Origin of the sequence: Arthrobacter sp. MW3 TE3886 (assembly GCF_041262145.1) — a bacterium.
Taxonomy (GTDB): Bacteria; Actinomycetota; Actinomycetes; order Actinomycetales; family Micrococcaceae; genus Arthrobacter.
The window spans coordinates 2949706-2971679 of sequence record NZ_JBGCAN010000001.1 but is presented as its reverse complement, the minus strand read 5'-3'; the positions used below and the strand labels follow the sequence as shown (position 1 = coordinate 2971679).

Below are 21974 nucleotides of genomic sequence, written 5' to 3'. Positions count from 1 at the left end.
AATCCGTCACGTGAAGAGACCTTCGCCGACGAAGCCCCCCGCCCTGGTGCCCGGCGGAACCGCGAACAGGCCCGAGCCGGTGTGTTTAAGGTATTCCACAGCCAGCGTGTCCTCCTTCGCCATGGCCAGCTGCATGGGCACATAGTGGGTCCTGGGGTCCGTGACGAACGCGATGAAGAACAGTCCGGCGTCGAGGTGCCCCAGGCCGTCCGAGCCGTCGGTGTAGTTGTAGCCGCGACGGAGCATCTTGACGCCGTCGTTCTGGCTTGAGTGCGCGAGCCTGACGTGGGCGTCCAGCGGGATCAGCGGTTCCCCGCTGCGCCCCTGGAGCTCGAAGTCCGGGGCGGTGAATTCCTCGCCTCCGGAGAGCGGGGCCCCTGCGCCCTTGGTCCGCCCGATCAGCGCTTCCTGTTCCCGCAGCGAGGTGCGGTCCCAGATTTCGATGTGCATCCGGATCCGGCGCGCCACCAGGTACGTGCCGCCGGCCATCCAGCCCTCTTCCGGACGCGTTCCCCGGCCTGCCCATACGTGCTCCTCGAGCAGGGCGGTGTCCTCGGCCTTGAGGTTGTTGGTGCCGTCCTTGAAGCCGAAAAGGTTCCGCGGGGTGGTCTGGGACCGCGACGTGGAGGACGTCCGCCCGAAGCCCAGTTGGGACCAGCGGACGCGGGTCTGCCCGAAGCCGATGCGGGCAAGGTTGCGGATCGCATGGACGGCCACCTGGGGGTCGTCCGCGCAGGCCTGCACCACGATGTCGCCGCCGGTGCGTCCGGGCTGGAGGTCGTCGCCGGGGAAGTGCGGCAGGTCGATCAGGGCGTCCGGTCGGCGCCCCTCGAGTCCGAAGCGGGCCTTGCCGTCCTTCCCGAACAGGCCGGGGCCGAACCCGAAGGTGAGGGTGAGTTTGCCGGCCCCCAGGTCCAAAGCTTCTCCCGTGTCCTCGGGCGGGGCGTCGTAGGGGCCGTCGACGGCGCCGCTGCTGCCCGTGCTGCGTCCCGCGGTCATGGCCGCAGCGGCCGCCGTCCAGTCCTTCAGGAGCCGGATGAGCTCGGCGCGGTTCTCCGTGACGAGGTCGAAGGCTGCAATGTGAAGGCGGTCCTGGGCCGGCGTGACGATGCCGGCCTGCCGGTCACCGTGGAAGGGGATGATGTCGCCGGGCGCCGCCAGCGGCGCGGCCGCTGCCGTCACGGCGTCGTGGCTGAGGAGGCCAGCCGCCAGGCCGGCGACGGCGCCCGCGCCGCCGGCTCCTGCGAGGGATAGGAGCCCGCGGCGGGACAGCCGGCCCTTTCCCGAACCGGGGGCTGCGGACGGCGCGGGCGAGGCCGGGGCTCCCGGTGCCTTGGCTGATTCCGGAGTGCCGCCGTCGGGGGTCTGGCCGGGGCTGCCGCCGAAGGGGCAGCCGGTCACAGGACTACTGCCGACGTGAGCTTGGCCAAGGGCTCGCCCAGGGCATCCACCAGGGAGGCGAGCTGCTGGACCTGGGCCTGGCTGAGGTCGTTGTAGTAGGCGAAGCCTGCGCCGGTGGAATGCTGCTTGAGCCCGGCCTGCAGGGCTGCGAACTTGGCCTCGAGCGCTGCGGCCAGGGCCGGGTCCTTCTGCGCCAGCACCGGCTTCAGGCTTTCGAAGGCGGTCCGGGCTCCGTCAACGTTGGCCTGGAAGTCCCAGAGATCGGTGTGGGACCAGATTTCTTCCTCCCCGGTGACTTTGCCGGTGGCTACTTCGTCCAGGAGCTCCTTGGCACCGTTGCCGATTTTGTCCGCGGAGAGTTCCACTGTGCGGGTCCGCTGGGCCAGGTCCTCGGTGTCGGCAACGAGCTGCGTGGCGATGGCGGCACGCGCCGCCGGTGCGAGGGGGGTGTAGCCGGCCGGCGGGAACAGGTCCTTCTCTGCCCGGTGCCAGCCGGTCCATTCCTGGCCGGGTTCGAGGTCGGCTTCACGGGCATCGAGCTTGGGGTCGAGGTCCCCGAACGACTCGGCCACCGGCTCGATGCGCTCCCAGTGCATGCGCGTCTCGGCATAGAGCCCGCGGGCCTTCGTTGCGTCCCCGGCGGCGTAAGCCGCCGCGAACGCCTTCGTGCCGTCAAGCAGCTGATCGGTCTGGTCCTTGACATAAGCGGAGTACTGCCGGGTGCCGGTGTCCAGCAGGGCCTGGAGTTTGGCGTCGACGGCGGGACTGCTGCTGACCTGGACGGGGCCGGCGGCGGCGTCGCCCGGGGTCTTTGGGGTGTCCATGCAGCCGGCCAGGGCAAGCGGAACCGCGGTTGCCGCGGCCAACAGGGCAAGCGTCTTCCGGAGCCGGGGAGTGGTTTTGGGCAGGGGGATGCTGGGCATGGGTCTTTCCTTGGATCGGACGGGTGGAACGGCGCTGTGCTGGGGTGCGGAAGCCGGGAGTGCGGGACCATGTGGGCTTCCCTCGGCAATACCGCCGACGCAAGCCCGACTTAGGCACTCCTAAGTAAGGAGGATACCCATCGGCGGGGATTACGCAAACCTTTCATACCCTAATTTGGTTTAGGTAAGCCTAATCTAATAAAGTCATCCGGGTGACCACGCAGCTTGACTTCATGCGGGTGCCCTTTGCCGCCGATCTTGCGAGCCACGGGGACAGCCCTGCCATCCTCACCGACACCCTGGCAATGACGTACCGGGAGCTGGCGGAGAGGGTCGATGCCTTCTCCCTCCGGCTTGGCACCACCCGGCGCCTCGTGGCGCTCGCCGCCGCCAACGACCTCGACTCCCTTGTGGTCTATCTGGCGGCCCTGGTCGGCGGCCACCCGCTGATTCTCCTGCCGGAGGACAAGCCGGCCGCCCTGGAATCCCTCGTCGCGGCCTACGACCCCGACGTCGTTGTCCGGTCCGGCACCGGGCAGCTCCTGATGGACGAACGCCGGCCCGGCACCCGCCACGAGCTTCACCCGGACCTGGCCCTCCTGCTCAGCACGTCCGGATCCACGGGCTCGCCCAAGCTTGTCCGGCTCTCTCATGCGAACCTGCAGGCCAACGCCGAGTCCATTGCCGAATACCTGAACATCGGGCCCGACGACCGTGCGGCGACGACCCTGCCGACGTCCTACTGTTACGGACTGTCCGTGATCAACAGCCACCTGCTCCGCGGCGCCGGACTGGTCCTGACCGACCTTTCCGTGGTTGATCCATGCTTCTGGGAGCTTTTCCGACGCCGGGCAGCTACGTCCTTCGCGGCCGTTCCGTACACCTTTGACCTGCTGGAACGCGTCGGGTTCGCGGACATGGACCTGCCCGGCCTGCGCTACGTCACCCAGGCCGGGGGCCGGCTGGGGCCGGAATCGGTGCGGAAATACGCCGAACTGGGCCGCCGCAACGGCTGGGAATTTTTCGTGATGTACGGCCAGACCGAAGCGACGGCCCGGATGGCGTACCTGCCTCCGGAACTGGCGGCCGAAGTCCCTGGCGCGGTGGGCATCCCGGTGCCCGGCGGCTCGTTCCGGATCGACCCCGTACCGGGGCTGGAACACGGCGAACTTGTCTACAGCGGCGCCAACGTCATGCTTGGCTATGCCGAATGCCCGGCGGACCTCGCTGCGGGCCGGTCCGTTGCGGAGCTGCGCACCGGCGACCTCGCCCGGCTGCACCCGGCGGGCGTCTACGAAGTCGTGGGCCGGCGCAGCCGGTTCGTCAAGATCGTGGGGCTGCGCGTTGACCTGGGACAGGTCGAGCGGCTCCTGGCGGACCTCGGTATGCAGGCGGCCAGCGCCGGGACGGACGACGGCGTCGTCGTCGCCGTCGAAGGCGACCACGACGCGCACCTGCTGGGCAAGGTCCTCGCCCAGGGCATGGGGCTGCCGCGGGCGGCCCTGGAGGTCCACGCCGTCGAACATCTCCCGCGCCTGGCAACGGGCAAGCTCGACTACCAGGCCGTCCTGGCCCTGTCCCGGCCGGAACCCGCCCCCACGGCGGAAACCGGCGGCCCGGACAATAGTCCTCCGGACAGCGTCCGGAGGATCTTCCAGGACGCCCTGGAGTGCGCCGACATCGCGCCCAATGACACGTTCGTGTCCCTGGGCGGGGACTCACTGTCCTACGTGGCCGCCTCGGTGCGGCTGGAACAGGCCCTGGGCCATCTCCCGCCCAACTGGCACGTGACGCCGGTCCGGGACCTGGAGCCGCCGCCGCGCAGTGCACCGGCCCGGAAGCGCCGGCGGTTCGTTGCGCCCGTGGAAACGACCGTCGTGCTGCGGGCCGTCGGGATCGTCCTGATCGTCAGCACGCACGTCGGTCTGTTCAGCTGGCAGGGTGCGGCCCACGTGCTCATGGCGGTAGCCGGTTACAATTTCGCCCGCTTCCAGCTCTCCGGGAAGCGGGTCCCGCGGCTGCGGCGGCAGCTGTCGAGTGTGGCAAGAATCGTGGTGCCGAGCATGGCGTTCATTGCGGTGGCGTACCTGACCACCGACTACTACGCACCCGCCAATATCCTGCTGCTCAACGCCGTCCTCGGGCCGGAGGCGGTGACCACCCAGTGGCATTTCTGGTTCATCGAAATTCTCCTCTACCTGCTTCTCGCGGCGACGGCACTGCTGGCCATTCCGTGGGCGGACCGCGCCGAGCGGCGCTTCCCCCTGCTCTTTCCGCTGGCGCTGACCGGCGTGGGGCTCCTGACCCGGTATGAGCTGGTGAACCCCGGAGTGCCGCACACGGCGCCTGCGCTCTGGCTCTTCGCGCTCGGTTGGGCTATTGCACGGTCCCGGACCATCGCCCAGCGTTGCCTGGTCTCTGTCACTGCAGCAGCCACCGTTCCGGGATTCTTCGAGAATCCGGGCCGGGAGGCCACTCTGCTCGCCGGGATCCTGCTGCTCATCTGGCTGCCCGGCATTCCGGTGCCGAAGGTCCTCCGCCGCCTCATGGTCGTGCTCGCCAGCGCCTCCCTCTACGCGTATCTGGTCCACTGGGTGGTCTACCCGCCGCTGGCCGCGATCAGCCCCGCTTTGGCCGTGGCAGGCTCGTTGGCCGCGGGCGTGGCCTACTGGGCGCTATGCGGGCGGGTGATGAGCGCAGTCAGCCGGTGGCGTACACGCGCAGGCAACGATCCGGGCACGAATGCAGCACAACGGTAGGCGGCGGGTGCCGTACCAGCGACACTGACGGCATGGCTCTCAATTGGAAGGACCGTGGTCGGCACTCCGCGATCAGTGCCACGGTGGGCGCATTGGCACTCGTTGCCGCGATCCCGGGGTGCGCGTCCTCCACTGACGGGGAGCCGCCGTGCTTCCCGCCCGCCTATTCGCTGACTCCGACGACGGCCGCGCCTGGGCAAAGCGTGACGGTGGCAGCGCCGGACGCTGACTGCAATCCCCGCTACGGCAAGAATGCGCGCATCCAGGTGAGCGTCACCGACGCAACAGGCGTGGAAGTCGTCAACACCACCGCCGCCATGAACGACGCCGGCGGGTTCACGTACACATTTGTTGTACCCGCCCGGACGGCCGTGGGGGATGCCGTCGTAACCGCTATGCCCTACAACGTTGACTGGTGCGATGACACCGGCAGGAACAACCGCGTGGCGGGCGCTGGCGACGTCCGCCTGGAACGGCTGTCCTGTGCGGCGCCAATGACGCCACTGACGGTCACCCGCTGAAGTGCACTCCCCAGCGGGTGACGCGAGCAGAGGCTTACTCCTTGAGATCCCGGGTGAGGATCTTGAAGCCCACACCGCGGCCCAGGCCCTGTTCGAATGCCAGGGCGAACCAGAGCTTGACGAAGTCATCGACGATGCCGACCTTGGCGGCGTCGCCGACGCGGATGGGCCGGAGGCCGGTGGCGCTGATGAGCTGTTCCACCGTTTCCTGGCCGGTGCCCGCGGGGCCGGCGTAGAGCATGTCGCCGTTCACGCCGTCGTAATTGGCGTCGGCGAAGCTTTCCCAGCCGAGGCTGTTGAACGCCCGGTAGACACGCGCGGCCGGCGCATGCTCGCTGATTAAGGCGACGCTGTTCATGGTGGTGCCGCCGGTGTTGTTGGTGGCGTCGATGACGATCTTGTGGCCGATGGCGGCGGCCATGGCAGGTACGGCCTGTTCCATGGCGGCGCCGTTGATGGCAAGGAGGACGACGTCTGCGGAGGTGATCGCGGCGTTGATGGTGTCGCGTGCAGCTCCGATGCTGTCGGCGTAGTCGGTGAGGTCTGCGTCCTCAGGGGAGCGGGCGCCGAACGTCACCGGGTAGCCGGCTTCGGTCCAGCGGCGGGCGAGAGTGCGTCCGATGATGCCGGCGCCGATCACGGCGATCTTGGGCTGGGTCATGAGGGGTTCTCCATTCGGGGTGCAGGTGGTGTGGCGCAGGGTCGGTGGGGAGCGTCAGCTGACGTGCACGCCGCCGTCGACGTCGAGGACCGTCCCCGTGACGAAGGTGTTGGTCATCAGGAACAGCGCGGCGGAGCCCACGTCCTGGGCGTTGCCCACGCGGCCGGCGGGAACGGCGCTGCCGTAGTCGGCGTACATGCCCTGGCGCATTTCCTCGGGCATGCCGGCGTATGCCGGGGTGTCGACGAGGCCGGGGGCGATCACGTTGACGCGGACCGGGGCCAGGTCCAGGGCGTTCGCCTTGCCGAATGCCTCGAGGGCGGCGTTCACGGCGGCCATGACGGGCCGGCCGGGGGCGTGCTTGCGGCTGGCGCCGCCGCCAACCATGGTGATCGACCCGTCCTGGGCGATCGCGCCGGACGCTGCGCGGACGGCGTCGTAGTAGCCCCAGAACTTGATGTCCATGAACGGCCGGGCGGCGGCGGAAGAAAGTTCGCGCACCGAACCCATCGCACCCGGCCCGGCGGACAGGACCAGGTGATCGAACGCACCGATCCGTTCGAACAGGGCTTCAACCGATGCGGTGTCCGAAATGTCGACCGGCTCGGTCCGCACGGGCGCGCTGAAGGTGCCCTCTGCGCGCTGCGGGTCACGGCTGGCAACCGTGACGCTCGCGCCGGCAGCCAGGGCCTGTTCCGCAGCGGCGCGGCCGATGCCGGAGGTGCCGCCGACGACGACGACGTGCTTGCCCGCCAGAACGGGGGCGGCGGGCAGGTTCTGTGAAACAGCAGTCATGGCAAGGAATCCGTTCAGTTCGGTTGCATTCCGACTATGTGACGGAACGTTCTCATTCATCTTGTGACGGAACGTTCCGTCTGTCAAACTGTAGGAGAACTTCTTCCGCCGGCGCGGGCCGGAGGAGGAGCGAAGACAGTGACCCAGAGAGACGGTGGGAAGAGCATGGCGCGCAAGACGGCCGCAGAAAACCGACAGCATGTGCTGGCCTCGGCAAGCCCGTTGTTCTACCGCCAGGGCATCCGGGCAGTCGGCATGGACCAGATCATCAAGGAAGCCGGCGTTGGCAACGCCACCGTTTACCGTCAGTTCCCCACCAAGGACGACCTGGCGACGGCCTACGTCCAGGAGCGTGCGGACGCCTGGTTCGAGCGGATGCACGCGGCTGCCGACGAAGTGGAAGATCCCCGCGGCAAGATCCTGGCCGTCTTCGAGGTCACGGCGGGGGATATCAGCGGCGCGATGTATCGGGGATGTCCGATGCTGAACACCCACACGGAGTTCCCCGATCCGGCCCACCCCGCCCACGCCGTAGCGGTGGTCCACAAACTGCAGGTCTGCGACTGGTTCCGCGCCCTCGCTGAGAGCGCCGGCGCAAATAGCCCGCAGGTCCTGGCGGAGCAACTCCTGCTGGTACTCAACGGCACCTTGTCAACGGCCGCCGTCCTGGGGGCGGACGGCCCGGCCAGGCAGGGACTCGCCCTGGTGCGACAGTTGATCGCTGCCGCCTGCGACTAGCCTGTATGGCCAGGGGCGAGGACGCCGTCGATGTCTATCGGAAGGTGGGAGGGGCCGCGCAGGAAAGGGCTCGGCCGGTACGGCGGCGGGTCGGAGACCAGCCGCGGGTTCTCCAGCCTGGTGGCGAATTGGGTGAGGGCGACCTGCGCTTCAAGACGGGCCAGGGGCGCCCCGAAGCAAAGATGGACGCCGCCACCAAAGCCGAGGTGCTGGTTGTTGCGCCGGTCGGGGATGAAGAGGCCGGGGTCTGTGACGTGGGCGGGGTCGCGGTTGCCCGCGGCGAGGACCAGGGTCAAGGAGGCGCCGGCCGGGATGGTGGTGCCGGCGATCTCGATGTCGTCGAGGGCGGTGCGGAACGGGATGAAATGGACGGGCGGCTCGTAGCGGAGCAGTTCCTCGACCATCGGGATGGCCAGACCCGGGTCACCGCGCAGCCTCTGGAGCTCGGCGGGGTGACGGAGCAACGTCAGTGCGCCGTTGGAGATGAGGTTCACGGTGGTTTCGTGTCCGGCGATGAGCAGGAGAAGCCCGGTGCTCACCAGTTGTTCGTCCGGCATGCGCCCTTCGGGGCCATCATCGGTGGCCATCGCGGAAAGCAGGTCATTCCCCGGTGCCCGCCGGTGGGCGTCGACCAGTTCCTGCATGAATGCACGCAGTTCTTTGCCGGCCTCGAGCCTCTTCTTTTGCTGGGTTTCGGGATCGAGACCAGGATCCGTAGATTGCAGGGCAACGTCCACCCAGATCCGGAAGCGCTGTTCATCGCCTGGGGGCACACCGAGAAGTTCGCAGATCACCGTGACGGGCAGCGGATACGCCAGGTCATCGACGACGTCGATCCGGCTGCGGTCCGCCATGTCGTCGACGAGGCCGGTGACAATTTCCGCCATCCGCTCCTCCATCCCGGCCACCCTGCCGGGAGTCGTAGGCGGGCCGAAGTGCCGCATGGTGATCCGTCGAAACTTGTCGTGGTCAGGCGGATCCATGCTGAGGAAAGTCGGCGTCATGCCCGCGCCGTCGCCGTCCCCGTCCTCGCCGGTGGCGGCCGCGCCCGCCGCGGCGGCTGCCGGGTTCCTGGCGATGTCTGAGCTGACCCGCGGATCGTGCAACAGGGCGGCGATTTCCGCGTAGGTGCTCACCAGATAGCTTCCGTCCGGAAGACGTGTCACAGGGGTCTTGCGGAGCTCCTCGTAGAACGGGTAGGGGTTCGCCCGGTTGGCGGTGTCGAGGATCTGCTCCCAGATGGTGGGCTGTGCCATGGCGAAGGCTCCTAGGGTCGTGGGGCCGGTGGGTGCCGGTCTCCGGGCGGCGCGTTACGGGAGGCGGCGGTCAGTCAATCTGGCGCGCCGCTCATTGGGATAGTGGCCGGTCACCACGACGGTCGCATCCTGGGTCGGGCTGGCGGCGGGCTGGAACCCGGCCGGCACCGGCTGCGCATCGGCGGGCTCGTCAACATGGTGGAACGAGGGCGGGAAGGACGCCGCCTGCTCGATCAGCGGTTCATAGAAGTCAAGCCATTTGTTCTGGTTGAAGGCCACCGCGGCCACGATGCGGCCCTTGTAGCCGTAAACCGCCAGGAACCGGCGCGAGGCCACCGATCCCTGCACGATGGCGACCTGATCGGCGACCGAGGGTACGCCCACGCTCTTGATTTCGGTGCCGAACTGGACGGACCAGAACTTAGGCACCGCCAGGTGCGGCCACCGTTCGGTCTCGCCGCTCACCATGTTGTGCGCCGCAACCTCGGCCTGGGAGATCGCGTTGCCCCAGTGCTCGACGGCGAGGAACTGGTAGCCGAACATCGGCTGCGGGGCGCGGGACACGTCGCCGGCGACGAAGACGTCATCGGTGACCAGCCCGTTGGCGTCGAAAGCGCGGCAGCCGGCGTCGCACGCGACGCCCCACACACCGCTCGCCAATCCGGAACCGGCGAGCCAGTCACCGTTGCGGACAGTCCCGAGCGCGGCGACCGCGATATCCACGTCAAGTGTGGTGCCATCGGAGAGGCGGGCGCGGCGCAGCTGTCCGCCGGCATCGCCTTCCAGCGAGACGACCCTGACGCCGCAGCGCAGATCCACGCCGTTCTCGATCTGCAGCTCTCCGGCAATTGCACCGATCACGCTGCCCAGCGCTGCGCCGAGCGGTGCCGGACCAGCCTCCGCCACGGTGACCGGCAGGCCAAGTTCGCGGCACACCGAAGCGACTTCGCAGCCGATGAACCCGGCGCCAATGACCAGGACCCGGCGAGGGCGCGCGGCCAGGAGCTGCCGAAGCGTTGCCGCGTCCTCCCGGGTCCGCAAGGTCAGCACGCCTGCCAGCGCCGCCTCCGCCGCGTTTGGCCAGGAACGGGCCCGCACGCCGGTGGCGATCAACAGCTTGTCGAATCCGATCCGGCTGCCGTCGGCGAGATGCACCTGCCTGGCGGCCAGATCCAGACCCGTGGCGGCGACGCCCAGACGCCAGTCTGCGTCGATTGTCCGGCGGCGTGGCAGCGACGTGTCATCGGAGCGCACCGTACCGGTCAGGACCTGTTTCGACAGCGGCGGCCGGTCATACGGTTCGTGCGTTTCCTCGCCGATCAGGGTCAGCGAGCCTGCGAACCCTTCCTCGCGCAGCCGCTCCGCCGCGCGCAACCCGGTCAGAGACGTGCCCACGATGACGATCCTTCCGGATCGTTTGAACGTGCCCCCGTTGCTCCCGCCTGCGGCTGCCGTTCCCGGGGCTTCCATGGGAGGCCGCGGGCTGCGCGGCTCCTCAAGCTGGTCGAGTCGGATGGCCTGTACAGGGCACGCCGCGGCGGCCCGCCGGATCCTCGTGCGCTGCGCGTCGTCAGGGTCGGGGTCGTACGTCAGGGCCTCGTCCCCTTGGATGGTGAAGACGTCCGGGGCGAGGAAGGCGCATTGTGCGTAACCCTGGCATTTTGTGAGATCGACGACGAGCCTCATGCCGGACTTCTCCCTGTTTGGTCAAGCGAATCGAGTCTAAGCCTCGGCGGCTGGCCGTGGAAGAGGTAGTTCTCTGGCTGTACCGTGGAGGCCGATGACTCTTTCTGAAGAACTTCTCATGGCGTACGACCGGCAGCTCCGGACAGATGCCGAGACCCCCAGCGCCACCGGCGTTGAACGGCTGGGCCCGCTGCGGCTGGTGACCTTCGCCGGCGGCAGGGGTTTCGTGACCTATCAGGACCTCGATGGGGCCGATGCCCGGACGATTGCGGGTTGGGTGGCCGAAGCGCTCGCGTTTTATCGCAGCGATCCCGCGATCGCGCGGGTCGAGTGGAAAACCCGTGGTCACGATCATGCGCCCGGACTCCATGGCGCACTGCTCGACAACGGATTTGAACCTGATGAGACCGAATCGGTCATGATCGGGCCGGCCCACTCGCTGAATGTGGAGGTTCAGCTCCCGCCCGGCGTCAGCCTGCGACGGGTGAGCGCGGAACGGGACATCCGGGCGATGAGCGCAATGCAGGACGAGGTTTTCGGCGTCGACCCCTCCGACGGCAACGCTGAGGCGATCCTGCGTCGCGTGGCACGCGACGACGGCATGGAACTGTGGGTAGCCGAACACGAAGGACTGATCGTGAGCGCGGGCCGTCTCGAACCGGTGCCGGACACAGAATTCGCGGGCATCTGGGGCGGGGCAACGCGGGCCGAATGGCGCGGCCGGGGTATTTACCGGGCCCTCACCGCCGCCCGGGCTCGCGCCGCACTAACGCTCGGTAAGAAACTCATCCACAGTGACTCGACCGAATATTCGCGACCAATCCTGGAACGCTATGGTCTGCGCCGGGTGTCCACAACCACGCCGTACCGGTGGCGGCGCTGACGGCCCAGACACTGGGCGCGGGCATTCCTAGCCCCCGGGACGAAAGGTCGCCGGCGGTCCGGGGAACGGCCCTCCCATGCCCTCAGCGTCGCCCCCGGCGCCGCTGCCGAGGAGGCTTCGGGTGAGGGCGGCGCTGTCGGCCATCAGGTCATCCACAGCCTTCACGAGATGAATGTCCGCCACCGGCACGCCTTCCAATGCTCCGGCAACGACCGCACGGCGGACGAGTTCGCGCGCGAACGAGGCGGTGGTGCCGTCGGCGCGGGCGGCGGCATCTTCAATCGAGTTCGGGCTGAAGGGAATACCACGGGCATACAGTCTGATCAGCGCAACCCGCTCCGCCTGGGCAGGCATGGGAATTTCCACGGCCAGGTCCACGCGGCCCGAGCGCTGTGCCAGGGCGCGTTCGAGCATGTCCACGCGGTTGGTGGTAAGGACGAACGCCACATCGGCGTCGCTGGCCAGACCGTCCATGGCGTCCAGCACCTCGAACAGCAGCGGCTGAGGCCCGTGCCCGAAGCTGCGGTCCTCGGCGATGAGGTCGCAGTCCTCCAGAACCACGATGGAGGGCTGCAGCGCCCTGGCCATGGTGGCCGCTTCTGAGATCCTGGCGAGCGATCCCCCCGAAAGCAGGATTGCTGTGACACCTTCGCTCCGACTCAACAAATACCTCACCGTATGGGTCTTGCCCGTCCCCGGCCTGCCATAGAGCAGGACGCCGCGTTTGAGGTGCTGGCCGTACTTGATCAGGGACTCACGGTGCTCGGCGATACCCAGTGCGTGGTCCGACACTTTCTCCAGCAGGCCGTCCGGCAGGATGACATCCGTCGCGCCAAGGACCGGCCGCGCATGAAAGGTTACCCCGGCCGCACTGGGACCATACTCACCCATCACCAGGGAAATGACCTGCCCCTTGAGCACGCTGTTGTGCTGCATCCGGCGCCGGAACTCCGAGAGGAACCGGGCGGCCCTATCTGTGGCGCCGGCCAAAACTTCAAGGGACGCGGACTGCCGGCCATACCGGGGGTTGGCGTCCCGCTGTAGCACGGCGATGGGGCTGCCTCCGTGGCTGAACAGCCACAGCCCCAGGGCCACGGCCTGCCGTTGTTCGTCCGGCCCGACAGCGAGGTTGGCGTAGTCCGGTTGGGACAGGGGGAATTGCGGAAATAGCTGGGACTGCTGCAGCATGTCGCTCAGCGAGTGATGGTGGCGCTGGTCGCCGCCGCCGATGCCCACGAGCCGGAACTCAGGATCCTCCGCGGCGAGCTCCTCCATGAGGATGTCTGCGTCCACGAACCGGTGCGGCGGAATCTCCTCAACTACTACGGACACTGATTCGGCCCGGACCGCCAAATGCTCGGTCAGCGTAGTCAGCAGTTGGGTTCCCGGTTGCACCCGCTGCTGCCCGGACTGCGCAAGCTCCACGAGCCGTGCGAAATTGTCGATGAACTTCCCCAAAATTTCATCCATGCGCTGACCCTACCAGCGCCGCAAATCGGGTGTGGCGCGGCGAGCACAGCTCGCGCTAGGGTCTGGAACAGCACCCGGTCTTCTGACGAGGACGTACGGAGCATGTTGTCGGTTCGGCGGTTGGGGAAGGCCGGCACGGGGGAGCTACGGGCTTACCGGCCGGGAAATCCGCCTATTGATTGTTACTCTCTTTTCCTTTTGTGCGGCAAATGCAATTGATATTCTGATTTTGGTCAGGAAGCGGCTGCAATCTTCGTTGCGGGGAGTTCCAGCCTCATGCCCACCAGAATCGATGTCGCCGTCAGTTCCGACGTGGACCCGCTGGCGTTCGCTCTGACGCCAATTGGCCACTTGACCGCCGGCACTGTTGTCGCCCAGTTCGCCGTGTCCGGCCCTCGAACACTCGCGGCAGTCGGCCGGCCCGCTTCTATGCGCTCCTCCTCACCGGGGCCTGGCCGGGGCGGTGCAACATGACCGGCAGACGGTCACAGCAGCCCCCAGGCGGCAGGATCTATTACACCTTCCGGCACTGGCCCCAGGTGCCGACGGGCGACCTCCTGCAACTGCGGCAGGCGCTGGTCCAGTGCCAGGAACCGGCCATCGAAGACGCAGCGTCAGAGCTCCGGCGGATCATCAACGCGGAACTGCGCGGCCGCGGCCGGCGCTGGGAGCGGCACCTGGGCGTGATCGGGGCGCTATCACGCCGCCGGCACGCCGGCAGGCGGTCCGGCGCGCGTGACCAAAAGCCCGATCCCGGGTTCCCTTAGGCCGGCGCGGATGCGGCCCTGTGAAAACGCATCGGGGGTGGCCGCATCCGCGCTCAAACGCACCCATCGTGCAAATCCGGCGGTGGACCCCGCTGGTGCCCGGCGGCGGACTGAGCTGCCACCCGCGCACGGCCATCACGGGCGCTGGTCGGGTCCGGAGTCCTCGTCGGGGGTACCAGTGGCCGGCCTGCTGTAAGGTGCCCGCGGCGCGGTGGAGTTGAGCGCATCCAGTCGTTCGTTGACGGCATGGGCTAGGATGTCGCGCTGAAGGTCCGGCAGAGACATCGCACCGTGCAGATACGCCTCCACTTCCAACTCACCGGCCTGGCCGCCCAGGGTGAAGTATTTCAGCCAAAGTTCATCGACGTTGAGCCCGGTGTGGGACAGCGCAGCAGTGATCCCGCGACGTTGCTCGCTTTCTTCATTGCTCAAGGCCATAGTTCCGCCTTGTGTTTAGGTGCCGGACGGCGCAGAGAAGCGGACCAACGCCGCCGCGGTCTCATGCAATGTTTCCCCCGACCGACGTGACATGGCGATCAGAGTCCGGAAGGCATCGTCCTCTCCGGTGTTGTCCCGTGCCATCAGCATGCCCTTGGCCACACTGATGGTGTCGCGCTGGAACAGGGCGTGCTGGAGTTGCTGACTCAGGGCCGCGGCAGCCTCGCGAGCTTGCGCGTGAACGACAAACAACGCTGCCTGCTCAGCAAACAGGGCCAGCAGCCGGACGGTGCGGGCATCGAAGTGGTCCGGGTCGCGGGCGTAGACCTTGACCGCCCCCACGGCCGTGGTCCCGGTCAATAACGGGCTGCTGGCGACTGAGCCGACGTCCATCGAAGCCACCGCCGCACTCCAGCCGGGCCACCGGGGATCAGCAGCGGCATCGCTGACGAGCACGGGCTGACCTGTTGCCCACGCAGTCAGGCACGGACCTTCGCCGAGTTCAAACTGCAGTCCATCTGCTTGCGAAACAATCTCGCCACCTGAGGATGCAGCCGTGAGCCGCTCACCCGAGGGTTTCATCAGGCTGACTCCTGACCCCATCGCCCCGGGAATGGCGGCGACGGCGGCATCGGTGATCAACTGCAGGGCGTGCGCCACGGTTTCCTCGGTCAGCAGCATCCGGGACGCTCGCGCGAAGACCGCGGTGAGCTCCTCTGCCAAGGGCAGGTCGGTTTCCATGTTCCACCTCGACAGATTCCACTGCGCCGTTTTCACTGTGCCACGGCGGGGCGCTGCGGCTGCGGATTCCAGCATAACCGGCCACGGGCCGCAGGACACCTGTTCACCACGCAGCACCGCGCGTAGGGTGAAAGGAGGAGATACCCCCGGAGAGTTCGACCGGCCGACGTTCTTCGCACCCAGGTTGCGTACGACCTAGAGCGCGCATCCCAAAACTGGGCTCCTGCAAGGGCGACCCACAGGAAGAGGACGCCGTCACTTCACAACCAGGGGCTGCGCCGACCGCGGAACAGCTCCAAGAATTGTTGCTGGAGAGCCCGGGATTCACCGATTTCCTCCTCAGCCTTTCCACACTGGCGGCCGCCGCGTTTGCGGGCAAACATCCCATGATGTGTGCCATAACGGTTGAACGCAATGGGAGTCCAGCCACCGTCGCCAGTAGCGGACCCGAAGCGCAACGCCTGGATGAGATCCAGTACAGCCTTCACGACGGGCCCTGCCTGACCGCGCTGCGGACCGCTCAAACCGTCTTGGTGACCGAAGTCGGAACGGATCCGCGCTGGGTTCCCTACGCCCGCAACATGTCCAAAGAAAACGTTAGATCGGTGCTCGCCGTGCCGATCCCCCACCGACAACGGGTCAGCAGCGGCACTTAACTGCCATTCATCCGAAACGGGGGTATTCGAATCGGGCATCGTCGAACAGGTGCGGGAATATGCGTCGTCGATCTCCAACATTCTCCGTCTCGCCCTCAGGGTTCATCCGGCCAGTCCCTACCCGGAACATCTGCGGTCGGCTCTCCAGTCCCGCGCCGTGATTGATGCCGCCGTCGCGCTGGTCATGGCCCAGAACCGGTGCAGCCACGACCAGGCGTTGGCGTTGATAAGCCGTGCGGCGGCAATCCAAGGCACACGCATGCATGACATCGCCGCAGACATCCTCGCGGGTTCCGCGCCGGACCCCGGACCGGCTGATCGGCCCAACGGCCCTTCCGCTGATTCCGGGCAGTAGGACCCGTCCCGCCCCGGTGCCCGCAAGGTAAAATTGCCCGGGGGCATACGGCCGGAAGGAGCCGGGATGGAAATTGCGGGGCAGCGTTTCAGGACGGCGGAAGAGCTGCAGGACCTCGTCCTGACCAGCCAGGACCTGGAAGAATTTCTGGGCGAACTGGCACAACATGCATCCGCCGGGCTTTCGCACGCGGAGCGGGAAGTCATTTGCGCCTTAACTGTCGCAAGGCCTAAGAAGCCCGTCGCGATCCGTGCCGGCAGCCGGCGGGCATTCGAACTTGAAGAGCTTCAGGCCGCAGCCGGCGCGGGCCCCTGCATCACCGCACTGGACGGAGCGCACACGTTATACGTCAGGGACGCGGCGCGCGAAAGCCAGTGGCCCGAATTCGGTCAAGCGGCCGCAGGCCGGGGCTACGTTGGGGTGCTCGTGGTCCCCATCGATCTGGACGACGACAGCCGGGCCGCCCTGAGCTGTTATGCCACACACCGTTCCGGTTTTACGGACGGCGAGATCCTCGCCGCGGAAAACATTGCCCGGCAGCTCTCCGGGCCCCTGCGCCTGACCTTGCGGATCGACCGCCTCAGGAGCGCCCGCGACGACCTTGCGGCCGCAATGAAATCACGTACGGTCATCGACATGGCAATCGGCGCGGTGATGGCCCAGAACAGATGCCCGCCGGATGAGGCCTTCACAGTGCTCCGCAGAGCCTCCAACGCCCGCAACTGCAAGCTGCGCGAGGTCGCGGCCTCAATCGTTGCCGCCATTGCCGGCACCACAGATATTCGTTCACGCTTCGAGTTGTGAGGCCCCGGCCCGGGGGCCGGTGCCGTCAGGTGCGCGCTGCCAGGATCTGCTCGCGCAAAATGTCCGCGTGCCCGCAATGCTGGGCGAGTTCCCTGAGCATGTGCAGGTAGACCCACCGCAGCGGCAGCGGGCCGCGCCGGTTGCCCCTGACAAGGTCGTCAAGATCGAGGGAAGCGGCCCGACGGCGTGAGTCCTCGCAGGCCTGGAGGTAGGCGGCCTGGAGGCCCGCGATGGTGTCCTCCTCCGCCAGGATAAACGATTCGTCGGGGGTGGCCGGAATGCCGATCTCCGCCCGGGACCGGCACGTGATGGCCTCATCAAACCAGACCTTCTCCACGAAGGCGGCGTGTTTGACCAGCCCCAGCAGGGTGGTCCGCGACGTCACCAGCGAGGCCCGGGCCTCCTCTTCGGTGAGCCCGTCCAGGCAGGCGTGCAGGTCCGCACGATGTTCATCGAGGAACGTATCGAACTGGGTCCGTAGGTCCGCGGTCAGTACTGCCGGATCCTTGCTGGGGAGAGAGCTCATGGCGTCACATCCTATGGCGGAAAGGCCCGGTCCGGAAGCGGTGGACCGGGCCATTGCCTGGACGCGGTCAGTGTCCCCGCGCGATCCATTCCTCAAGATGCGGTGCCTCGGCGCCGATCGTCGTCGGATCCCCGTGGCCGGTCCGGACCGTCGTGCCGGCCGGGAGCGGCAGAAGCCGGGCCCGGATGGACTCGATGATGGTCGGGAAGTCGCTGAAGGAACGGCCCGTCGCCCCGGGGCCGCCCTGGAACAGCGTGTCCCCGCTGAACACCGTTTTTTCGCTAAGCACGGTGCCCTCGCTCTCGAGAAGGAAGCACACCGACCCGGGCGAATGGCCGGGGGTGTGCAGTGCCACGAGCCTTGCCCCCGCGACGTCGAACGTGTCGCCGTCGGCAATGGCGTGGTCCGGCTCGGTGCCGGGGAAGACCCGCTCCCACAGCATCCAGTCGTCCCGGTGCAGGTACACGGGCGCGTTTACGAGCGACCGGACCTCGCCCACGGCGCGGATGTGGTCATCGTGGCCGTGCGTGAGCAGGATTGCCGTGACCTTCCTGCCCGAGACGGCGGCGGCCACGGCAGCGGGATCGTGGGCCGGGTCGATGATGACGCATTCGGTGTCATCCCCGAGGATCCAGACGTTGTTCTCGACATCCCAGGTCCCGCCATCGAGGGAAAACGTCCCGGAGGTCACCAGCCGGTCGATCCGGATGCTCTCAGAGCCGGCGTTCACAGCTCCACCACCGAGCGCAGCACGGCGCCGGCGTGCATCTTCGTGAAGGCTTCCTCGATCTGGTCGATCGTGATCCGCTCCGTCACGAAGGCGTCCAGGTCCAGCTTGCCCTGCCGGTAGAGGCTGATGAGCGTGGGGAAGTCGCGCGAAGGCAGGCAGTCGCCGTACCAGGAGGACTTCAGCGAGCCGCCGCGGCCGAACACATCCAGCAGCGGCAGTTCAAGTGTCATCTCGGGGCTCGGCACACCCACCAGGACCACCGTGCCGGCGAGGTCCCGGGCGTAGAAGGCCTGCTTGTAGGTTTCCGGGCGGCCAACGGCGTCGATCACCACATCGGCGCCGAAACCGCCGGTCAGTTCGCGGATCGCTTCGACGGGGTCGCCGGCGGAGGAGTCCACCGTGTGGGTGGCGCCGAGGTCCTTGGCGCGCTGGAGCTTCTTGGCGTCGATGTCGACGGCAATCACCGTGGTGGCTCCGGCGAGCGCCGCGCCGGCGACGGCGGCCACGCCGACTCCGCCGCAGCCGATCACGGCGACCGAATCGCCGCGCTGGACGTTTCCGGTGTTGATCGCCGCGCCGATGCCTGCCATGACGCCGCAGCCGAGCAGGCCGACGGCGGCGGGATCGGCGTCGGGGTCCACCTTGGTGCACTGGCCGGCCGCCACGAGGGTCTTCTCGGCGAAGGCGCCGATGCCCAGCGCGGCCGTCAGCTCCGTGCCGTCCTCCAGCGTCATCTTCTGGGTGGCGTTGTGGGTGTTGAAGCAGTACTGCGGCTGACCCCGGCGGCAGGCGCGGCACTCGCCGCAGACGGCCCGCCAGTTCAGCACCACGCGGTCCCCGGGGGCGACCTCGGTGACATCGGGTCCGACGGCACTGACGACGCCGGTGGCCTCGTGGCCGAGCAGGAAGGGGAAGTCGTCGTTGATGGCGCCCTGCTTGTAGTGCAGGTCGGTGTGGCAGACACCGCAGGTCAGGATGTCCACGAGGGCCTCGCCGGGGCCGGGGTCCGGCACCAGGATTGTCTCCAGGGTGACGTCGGCGTTCTTGGAACGGACTACTGCGGCCTTGACTTTATGGACCATGAAACAAGCTCCTCTGCTCTGGAACGCGGATTACTGGCACAACTTACTGGTTACTGGCACAACTTACTGGTTGCTGGCGCAACTTACTGGTTGCTGGCGCAACTTACTGGTTGCTGGCGCAACGGGCGACGGCGCGGCCCTTGGGAGGCCGCGCCGTCGTAGTTTGGTGGTGTCCTTGGATGCAGGAAGGGCCTAGGCGGCGAGCCGGCTCTTGACCTCTGCTGCGGAGGGGTTGGTGGCGGCGGTGCCGTCCGGGAACAGCACGGTGGGGACTGTGCGGTTGCCTCCGTTGAGCTGCTCGACGAGATCGGCGGTGCCTTCAACTTCCTCGATGTTGATCTCGGTGTACCCGATGCCCTGCGCGTCCAGCTGCTTCTTCAGCCGGTTGCAGTAGCCGCACCACGTGGTCGAAAACATGGTGATGGTGCCGGATTCGGGGGTGAAGTCCACGAAGTTCTCCTCAAGTAAGTGGTTGGGGCCGGCATGTCGGGCCGGTCGCCCACGGAAGTCGTACGTCACTGCCAACAACCGTACCCCGCAGCCCGCTATTCCCGCAGGCGCGTGACGGAGGCTGGGGCGGATGCGAATTCGCGGGAAAGCAGCGGAGTCGCCGCAAAGCTCCGGCGAAATCGCAGGTTTCCGGCGACCTCGGCGGGGCTCAGCCGGGAGGCTGGGGCGGATGACATGGGATGGGTGCGGTGGCATGCTGGTGCCATGTGTGGACGCTATGTGATGGCCCGGGCCGTCGGAGACCTGCTGGCCGAATTCGATGCCGGGCTGGAGGATGAGATCGCGATTCCACCGTCGTGGAACGTGGCCCCGACTGCGGATGTGCCGATCCTGCTCGAACGGCTGGTGGAGGGGGAGCCGGTCCGTCAACTGCACATTGCGCGCTGGGGCCTGGTGCCGTCCTGGGCCAAGGACCCGGGCATCGGGTCCAAGATGATCAATGCCCGCAGCGAGACCGTGCTGGAGAAGCCAGCCTTCCGGAAAGCGACCCGCGCACGCCGCTGCGCCGTCCCGGCGGACGGCTACTACGAGTGGAAGGGTGAGGGCCGCACCAAGCAGCCCTACTACGTCCATCCCAAGGACGGACGCCCCATTGTCTTCGCCGGGCTTTATGAATGGTGGCGGGACCCGTCCAAGGCGGAGGGCGACCCGGAGCGCTGGATGCTTTCGACCTCGATCATGACCACCGACTCGCCGCCGGAGGGCTACGCCGGGGGGATGCTGGCCGAGCTGACCGCGCTGCATGACAGGGTTCCGCTGCCTATGAACCGCGAGACCATGCAGACCTGGCTGGACCCGCAGGCCGATGACGCGGCCGGGCTCGTGGATCTGGTCCGGGCCGGGGCGCACGACGTGGCGGAGGGCTGGACGATCGACGCCGTCGGCACCGCCGTCGGGAACGTCAAGAATGACTCACCGGAACTCATCCAGCCGGTCGGGAGCCTGTTCTAGCGGGTGCCCCGGCACATCCAGCGACTGCCCCGCGTGGGGGCGTTGGGCCCCTGGGTCAGAGCGTCACTTTGCCGCCGCCGTCGACCGACCAGCCGGGGTTGAAGGCGACTTCCCAGCGGTAGCCGTCGGGATCGGCGAAGTAGCCGGTGTAGCCACCCCAGGGCTGGGTCTTCGGCGCCGCAACGATGCGGGCTCCCGCGGTCTCGGCCTCGGCCATCACCCGGTCGACTTCCGCCGTGCTGGCCAGGTTGTGGCTGAGCGTAATGCTCGCAATGCCGGCAGGGGGATCGGTGGCCGCTTCGGACTGCATCTGGCCCGCGTCCCAGAGCGAGAGGATGAGCCCGTGGTTGACCTGGATGAAGAGCACCTCCCCGGGGACTTCCCGGTGGGCCGGCCAGCCGAGGCCCTCGACGTAGAAGCGGCGTGAGGTGTCAACACTGCGGACACCTAGCGATATGAAGTCGACTCGTGGCTGCATCTTTCGATACTGTCATGCACATGCCCACAAATCACGCAGACGACAAGGCCAACCAGGCCGACCGCGAACAGCTCGCCGCCGTGCGGGTGGCTGTTGACGAGGTGGACGAGCAGATTGTGTCCTTGATCGGGCGCCGCGAGCGGCTGATCCGGATCGCGGGGACCCTCAAGGCGGACAGCGCCGAGGTCCGTGCGCCCGGGCGTGTGGAGCGGGTCATCGAACATGTCCGCGCCACGGCGGAAAAGAAGGACATCGACGTCGAACTTGTCGAGAAGACTTACCGGGCGATGATCGATGCCTTCATCACGCTCGAGCTGGAAGTGTACAAGTCCACTTCCTAGCGGGAGCCCATAAGAAGTTGCCTAGAGGGCCTCTTCAACAGGCACGTTGGCCTGGTAATCCCGGCCGTCACAGTCGCTGAAGGCCGTCATGAGATGGCCCTTGGGCAGGCCAAGCACAGTTGCAATGGGGAAGTTCCCGGTGATGGTGTTTCCTGAGTGTTCCACGCCTTTGAGGTCGAAGTTCTCTTCCGTGCCGTCATGGTTGAAGTAGTAGAAGGACACGGCCTCGCCGTTCATGAACTCAATGCCCAGTCTGCGCTGATGGGAGTAGTCCGGCCCGGCTGCCAGCAGGCCCACCACGTAGGCGCCCTGCCCCGGGATATTTCCGTCTATATCGAAGGTCGCCACCAAGGTTGAATTCTTGGCGGCGATCTTTACGTGCTTCAGGAGTGCGATATGGGAGCTCATGGCTCAATCCTGCTACCTGTGCAATCGTCCGTCCACCCCCGATCTGGGTTTTGTCGCCTCTCCGACGTAGACTGTATTTATTCGAAGATATGTT

25 protein-coding genes are annotated in these 21974 nt (G+C 67.3%); 10 read left to right on the top strand and 15 right to left on the bottom strand.

All coding sequences use genetic code 11. From position 1 onward, the window contains the following. Positions 1 to 6 precede the first annotated feature (6 nt). Positions 7 to 1401, bottom strand: a complete 1395-nt coding sequence (gene efeB, locus ABH915_RS13510; RefSeq protein WP_370122097.1) for an iron uptake transporter deferrochelatase/peroxidase subunit — start codon at positions 1399 to 1401, stop codon at positions 7 to 9. Next, positions 1398 to 2324 carry an iron uptake system protein EfeO gene (gene efeO, locus ABH915_RS13505; RefSeq protein ID WP_370122094.1) on the bottom strand — a complete coding sequence of 309 codons (927 nt, stop codon included), beginning with the start codon at positions 2322 to 2324 and terminating at the stop codon, positions 1398 to 1400. The genes efeB and efeO overlap by 4 nt, the downstream gene beginning before the upstream one ends. Positions 2325 to 2536: 212 nt before the next feature. Between efeO and ABH915_RS13500 the strand changes: the two genes are divergently transcribed. After that, positions 2537 to 5083 (top strand): AMP-binding protein, encoded by a 2547-nt coding sequence (locus ABH915_RS13500; protein ID WP_370122091.1) that lies wholly within the window; start codon positions 2537 to 2539, stop codon positions 5081 to 5083. Between the two features lie 32 nt (positions 5084 to 5115). Further along, a complete protein-coding gene (locus ABH915_RS13495; RefSeq protein ID WP_370122088.1) occupies positions 5116 to 5604 on the top strand; it encodes a hypothetical protein in 489 nt (162 codons plus the stop codon). A gap of 34 nt (positions 5605 to 5638) precedes the next feature. On the opposite strand, the gene ABH915_RS13490 is transcribed toward ABH915_RS13495, so the two are convergent. Together ABH915_RS13490 and ABH915_RS13485 are read right to left on the bottom strand one after the other, a co-directional pair. Next, on the bottom strand, positions 5639 to 6265 hold the full coding sequence (locus ABH915_RS13490; protein WP_370122085.1) for an NADPH-dependent F420 reductase: 627 nt from the start codon (positions 6263 to 6265) through the stop codon (positions 5639 to 5641). 54 nt (positions 6266 to 6319) lie between these two features. After that, complete coding sequence (locus ABH915_RS13485) at positions 6320 to 7060, bottom strand: SDR family oxidoreductase (RefSeq protein WP_370122082.1); 741 nt, start codon at positions 7058 to 7060, stop codon at positions 6320 to 6322. A 138-nt stretch (positions 7061 to 7198) separates the two neighbouring features. Here ABH915_RS13485 and ABH915_RS13480 point away from each other — a divergent pair, with 138 nt between their 5' ends. Further along, positions 7199 to 7798 (top strand): TetR/AcrR family transcriptional regulator, encoded by a 600-nt coding sequence (locus ABH915_RS13480; RefSeq protein WP_370122080.1) that lies wholly within the window; start codon positions 7199 to 7201, stop codon positions 7796 to 7798. Here ABH915_RS13480 and ABH915_RS13475 read toward each other — a convergent pair. After that, entirely contained in the window at positions 7795 to 9054 is a 1260-nt protein-coding gene (locus tag ABH915_RS13475; protein WP_370122078.1) for a cytochrome P450, read from the bottom strand. The two genes, ABH915_RS13480 and ABH915_RS13475, sit on opposite strands and share 4 nt — an antisense overlap. A gap of 54 nt (positions 9055 to 9108) precedes the next feature. After that, positions 9109 to 10740: an FAD-dependent oxidoreductase gene (locus ABH915_RS13470; RefSeq protein WP_370122075.1), complete on the bottom strand. Its 1632-nt coding sequence runs from the start codon at positions 10738 to 10740 to the stop codon at positions 9109 to 9111. A 94-nt stretch (positions 10741 to 10834) separates the two neighbouring features. Here ABH915_RS13470 and ABH915_RS13465 point away from each other — a divergent pair, with 94 nt between their 5' ends. After that, entirely contained in the window at positions 10835 to 11623 is a 789-nt protein-coding gene (locus ABH915_RS13465) for a GNAT family N-acetyltransferase (RefSeq protein WP_370122073.1), read from the top strand. A gap of 27 nt (positions 11624 to 11650) precedes the next feature. Here ABH915_RS13465 and ABH915_RS13460 read toward each other — a convergent pair whose 3' ends face one another. Next, on the bottom strand, positions 11651 to 13093 hold the full coding sequence (locus ABH915_RS13460) for an AAA family ATPase (RefSeq protein ID WP_370122070.1): 1443 nt from the start codon (positions 13091 to 13093) through the stop codon (positions 11651 to 11653). Between the two features lie 470 nt (positions 13094 to 13563). On the opposite strand from ABH915_RS13460, the gene ABH915_RS13455 reads away from it, so the two are divergent. Then, entirely contained in the window at positions 13564 to 13860 is a 297-nt protein-coding gene (locus tag ABH915_RS13455; RefSeq protein WP_370122067.1) for a hypothetical protein, read from the top strand. Positions 13861 to 13995: 135 nt separating this feature from the next. Here the strand turns inward: ABH915_RS13455 and ABH915_RS13450 are convergent, their stop codons facing one another. Both ABH915_RS13450 and ABH915_RS13445 read right to left on the bottom strand, forming a co-directional pair. Beyond that, positions 13996 to 14298 carry a hypothetical protein gene (locus tag ABH915_RS13450; protein ID WP_370122064.1) on the bottom strand — a complete coding sequence of 101 codons (303 nt, stop codon included), beginning with the start codon at positions 14296 to 14298 and terminating at the stop codon, positions 13996 to 13998. Positions 14299 to 14313: 15 nt separating this feature from the next. After that, on the bottom strand, positions 14314 to 15039 hold the full coding sequence (locus tag ABH915_RS13445) for a GAF and ANTAR domain-containing protein (protein ID WP_370122061.1): 726 nt from the start codon (positions 15037 to 15039) through the stop codon (positions 14314 to 14316). A gap of 305 nt (positions 15040 to 15344) precedes the next feature. Here ABH915_RS13445 and ABH915_RS13440 point away from each other — a divergent pair, with 305 nt between their 5' ends. The 3 genes from ABH915_RS13440 (at position 15345) to ABH915_RS13430 (ending at position 16854) form a co-directional block, all read left to right on the top strand. After that, complete coding sequence (locus ABH915_RS13440) at positions 15345 to 15695, top strand: GAF domain-containing protein (protein WP_370122059.1); 351 nt, start codon at positions 15345 to 15347, stop codon at positions 15693 to 15695. Between the two features lie 184 nt (positions 15696 to 15879). Next, complete coding sequence (locus ABH915_RS13435) at positions 15880 to 16050, top strand: ANTAR domain-containing protein (RefSeq protein WP_370125002.1); 171 nt, start codon at positions 15880 to 15882, stop codon at positions 16048 to 16050. 66 nt (positions 16051 to 16116) lie between these two features. After that, positions 16117 to 16854, top strand: a complete 738-nt coding sequence (locus tag ABH915_RS13430) for a GAF and ANTAR domain-containing protein (protein ID WP_370122056.1) — start codon at positions 16117 to 16119, stop codon at positions 16852 to 16854. 25 nt (positions 16855 to 16879) lie between these two features. On the opposite strand, the gene ABH915_RS13425 is transcribed toward ABH915_RS13430, so the two are convergent. From ABH915_RS13425 to ABH915_RS13410, 4 genes are all read right to left on the bottom strand, one after another. Continuing rightward, on the bottom strand, positions 16880 to 17380 hold the full coding sequence (locus ABH915_RS13425) for a DinB family protein (RefSeq protein WP_370122054.1): 501 nt from the start codon (positions 17378 to 17380) through the stop codon (positions 16880 to 16882). 67 nt (positions 17381 to 17447) lie between these two features. Then, entirely contained in the window at positions 17448 to 18110 is a 663-nt protein-coding gene (locus ABH915_RS13420) for an MBL fold metallo-hydrolase (protein ID WP_370122051.1), read from the bottom strand. After that, the gene (locus ABH915_RS13415; RefSeq protein ID WP_018773198.1) at positions 18107 to 19192 is read right to left on the bottom strand and encodes an S-(hydroxymethyl)mycothiol dehydrogenase; all 1086 of its coding nucleotides are present in this window, start codon (positions 19190 to 19192) and stop codon (positions 18107 to 18109) included. The genes ABH915_RS13420 and ABH915_RS13415 overlap by 4 nt, the downstream gene beginning before the upstream one ends. A 192-nt stretch (positions 19193 to 19384) precedes the next feature. Then, positions 19385 to 19642: a mycoredoxin gene (locus ABH915_RS13410; RefSeq protein WP_011692168.1), complete on the bottom strand. Its 258-nt coding sequence runs from the start codon at positions 19640 to 19642 to the stop codon at positions 19385 to 19387. 264 nt (positions 19643 to 19906) lie between these two features. Here ABH915_RS13410 and ABH915_RS13405 point away from each other — a divergent pair, with 264 nt between their 5' ends. Next, complete coding sequence (locus tag ABH915_RS13405) at positions 19907 to 20653, top strand: SOS response-associated peptidase (protein ID WP_081801615.1); 747 nt, start codon at positions 19907 to 19909, stop codon at positions 20651 to 20653. A gap of 55 nt (positions 20654 to 20708) precedes the next feature. Here the strand turns inward: ABH915_RS13405 and ABH915_RS13400 are convergent, their stop codons facing one another. Continuing rightward, entirely contained in the window at positions 20709 to 21131 is a 423-nt protein-coding gene (locus ABH915_RS13400; protein ID WP_370122046.1) for a VOC family protein, read from the bottom strand. A 14-nt stretch (positions 21132 to 21145) separates the two neighbouring features. Here ABH915_RS13400 and ABH915_RS13395 point away from each other — a divergent pair, with 14 nt between their 5' ends. Beyond that, positions 21146 to 21472, top strand: a complete 327-nt coding sequence (locus tag ABH915_RS13395; protein ID WP_370125001.1) for a chorismate mutase — start codon at positions 21146 to 21148, stop codon at positions 21470 to 21472. Between the two features lie 21 nt (positions 21473 to 21493). On the opposite strand, the gene ABH915_RS13390 is transcribed toward ABH915_RS13395, so the two are convergent. Further along, the gene (locus tag ABH915_RS13390) at positions 21494 to 21880 is read right to left on the bottom strand and encodes a hypothetical protein (protein ID WP_018773194.1); all 387 of its coding nucleotides are present in this window, start codon (positions 21878 to 21880) and stop codon (positions 21494 to 21496) included. Between the last annotated feature and the right edge of the window lie 94 nt (positions 21881 to 21974).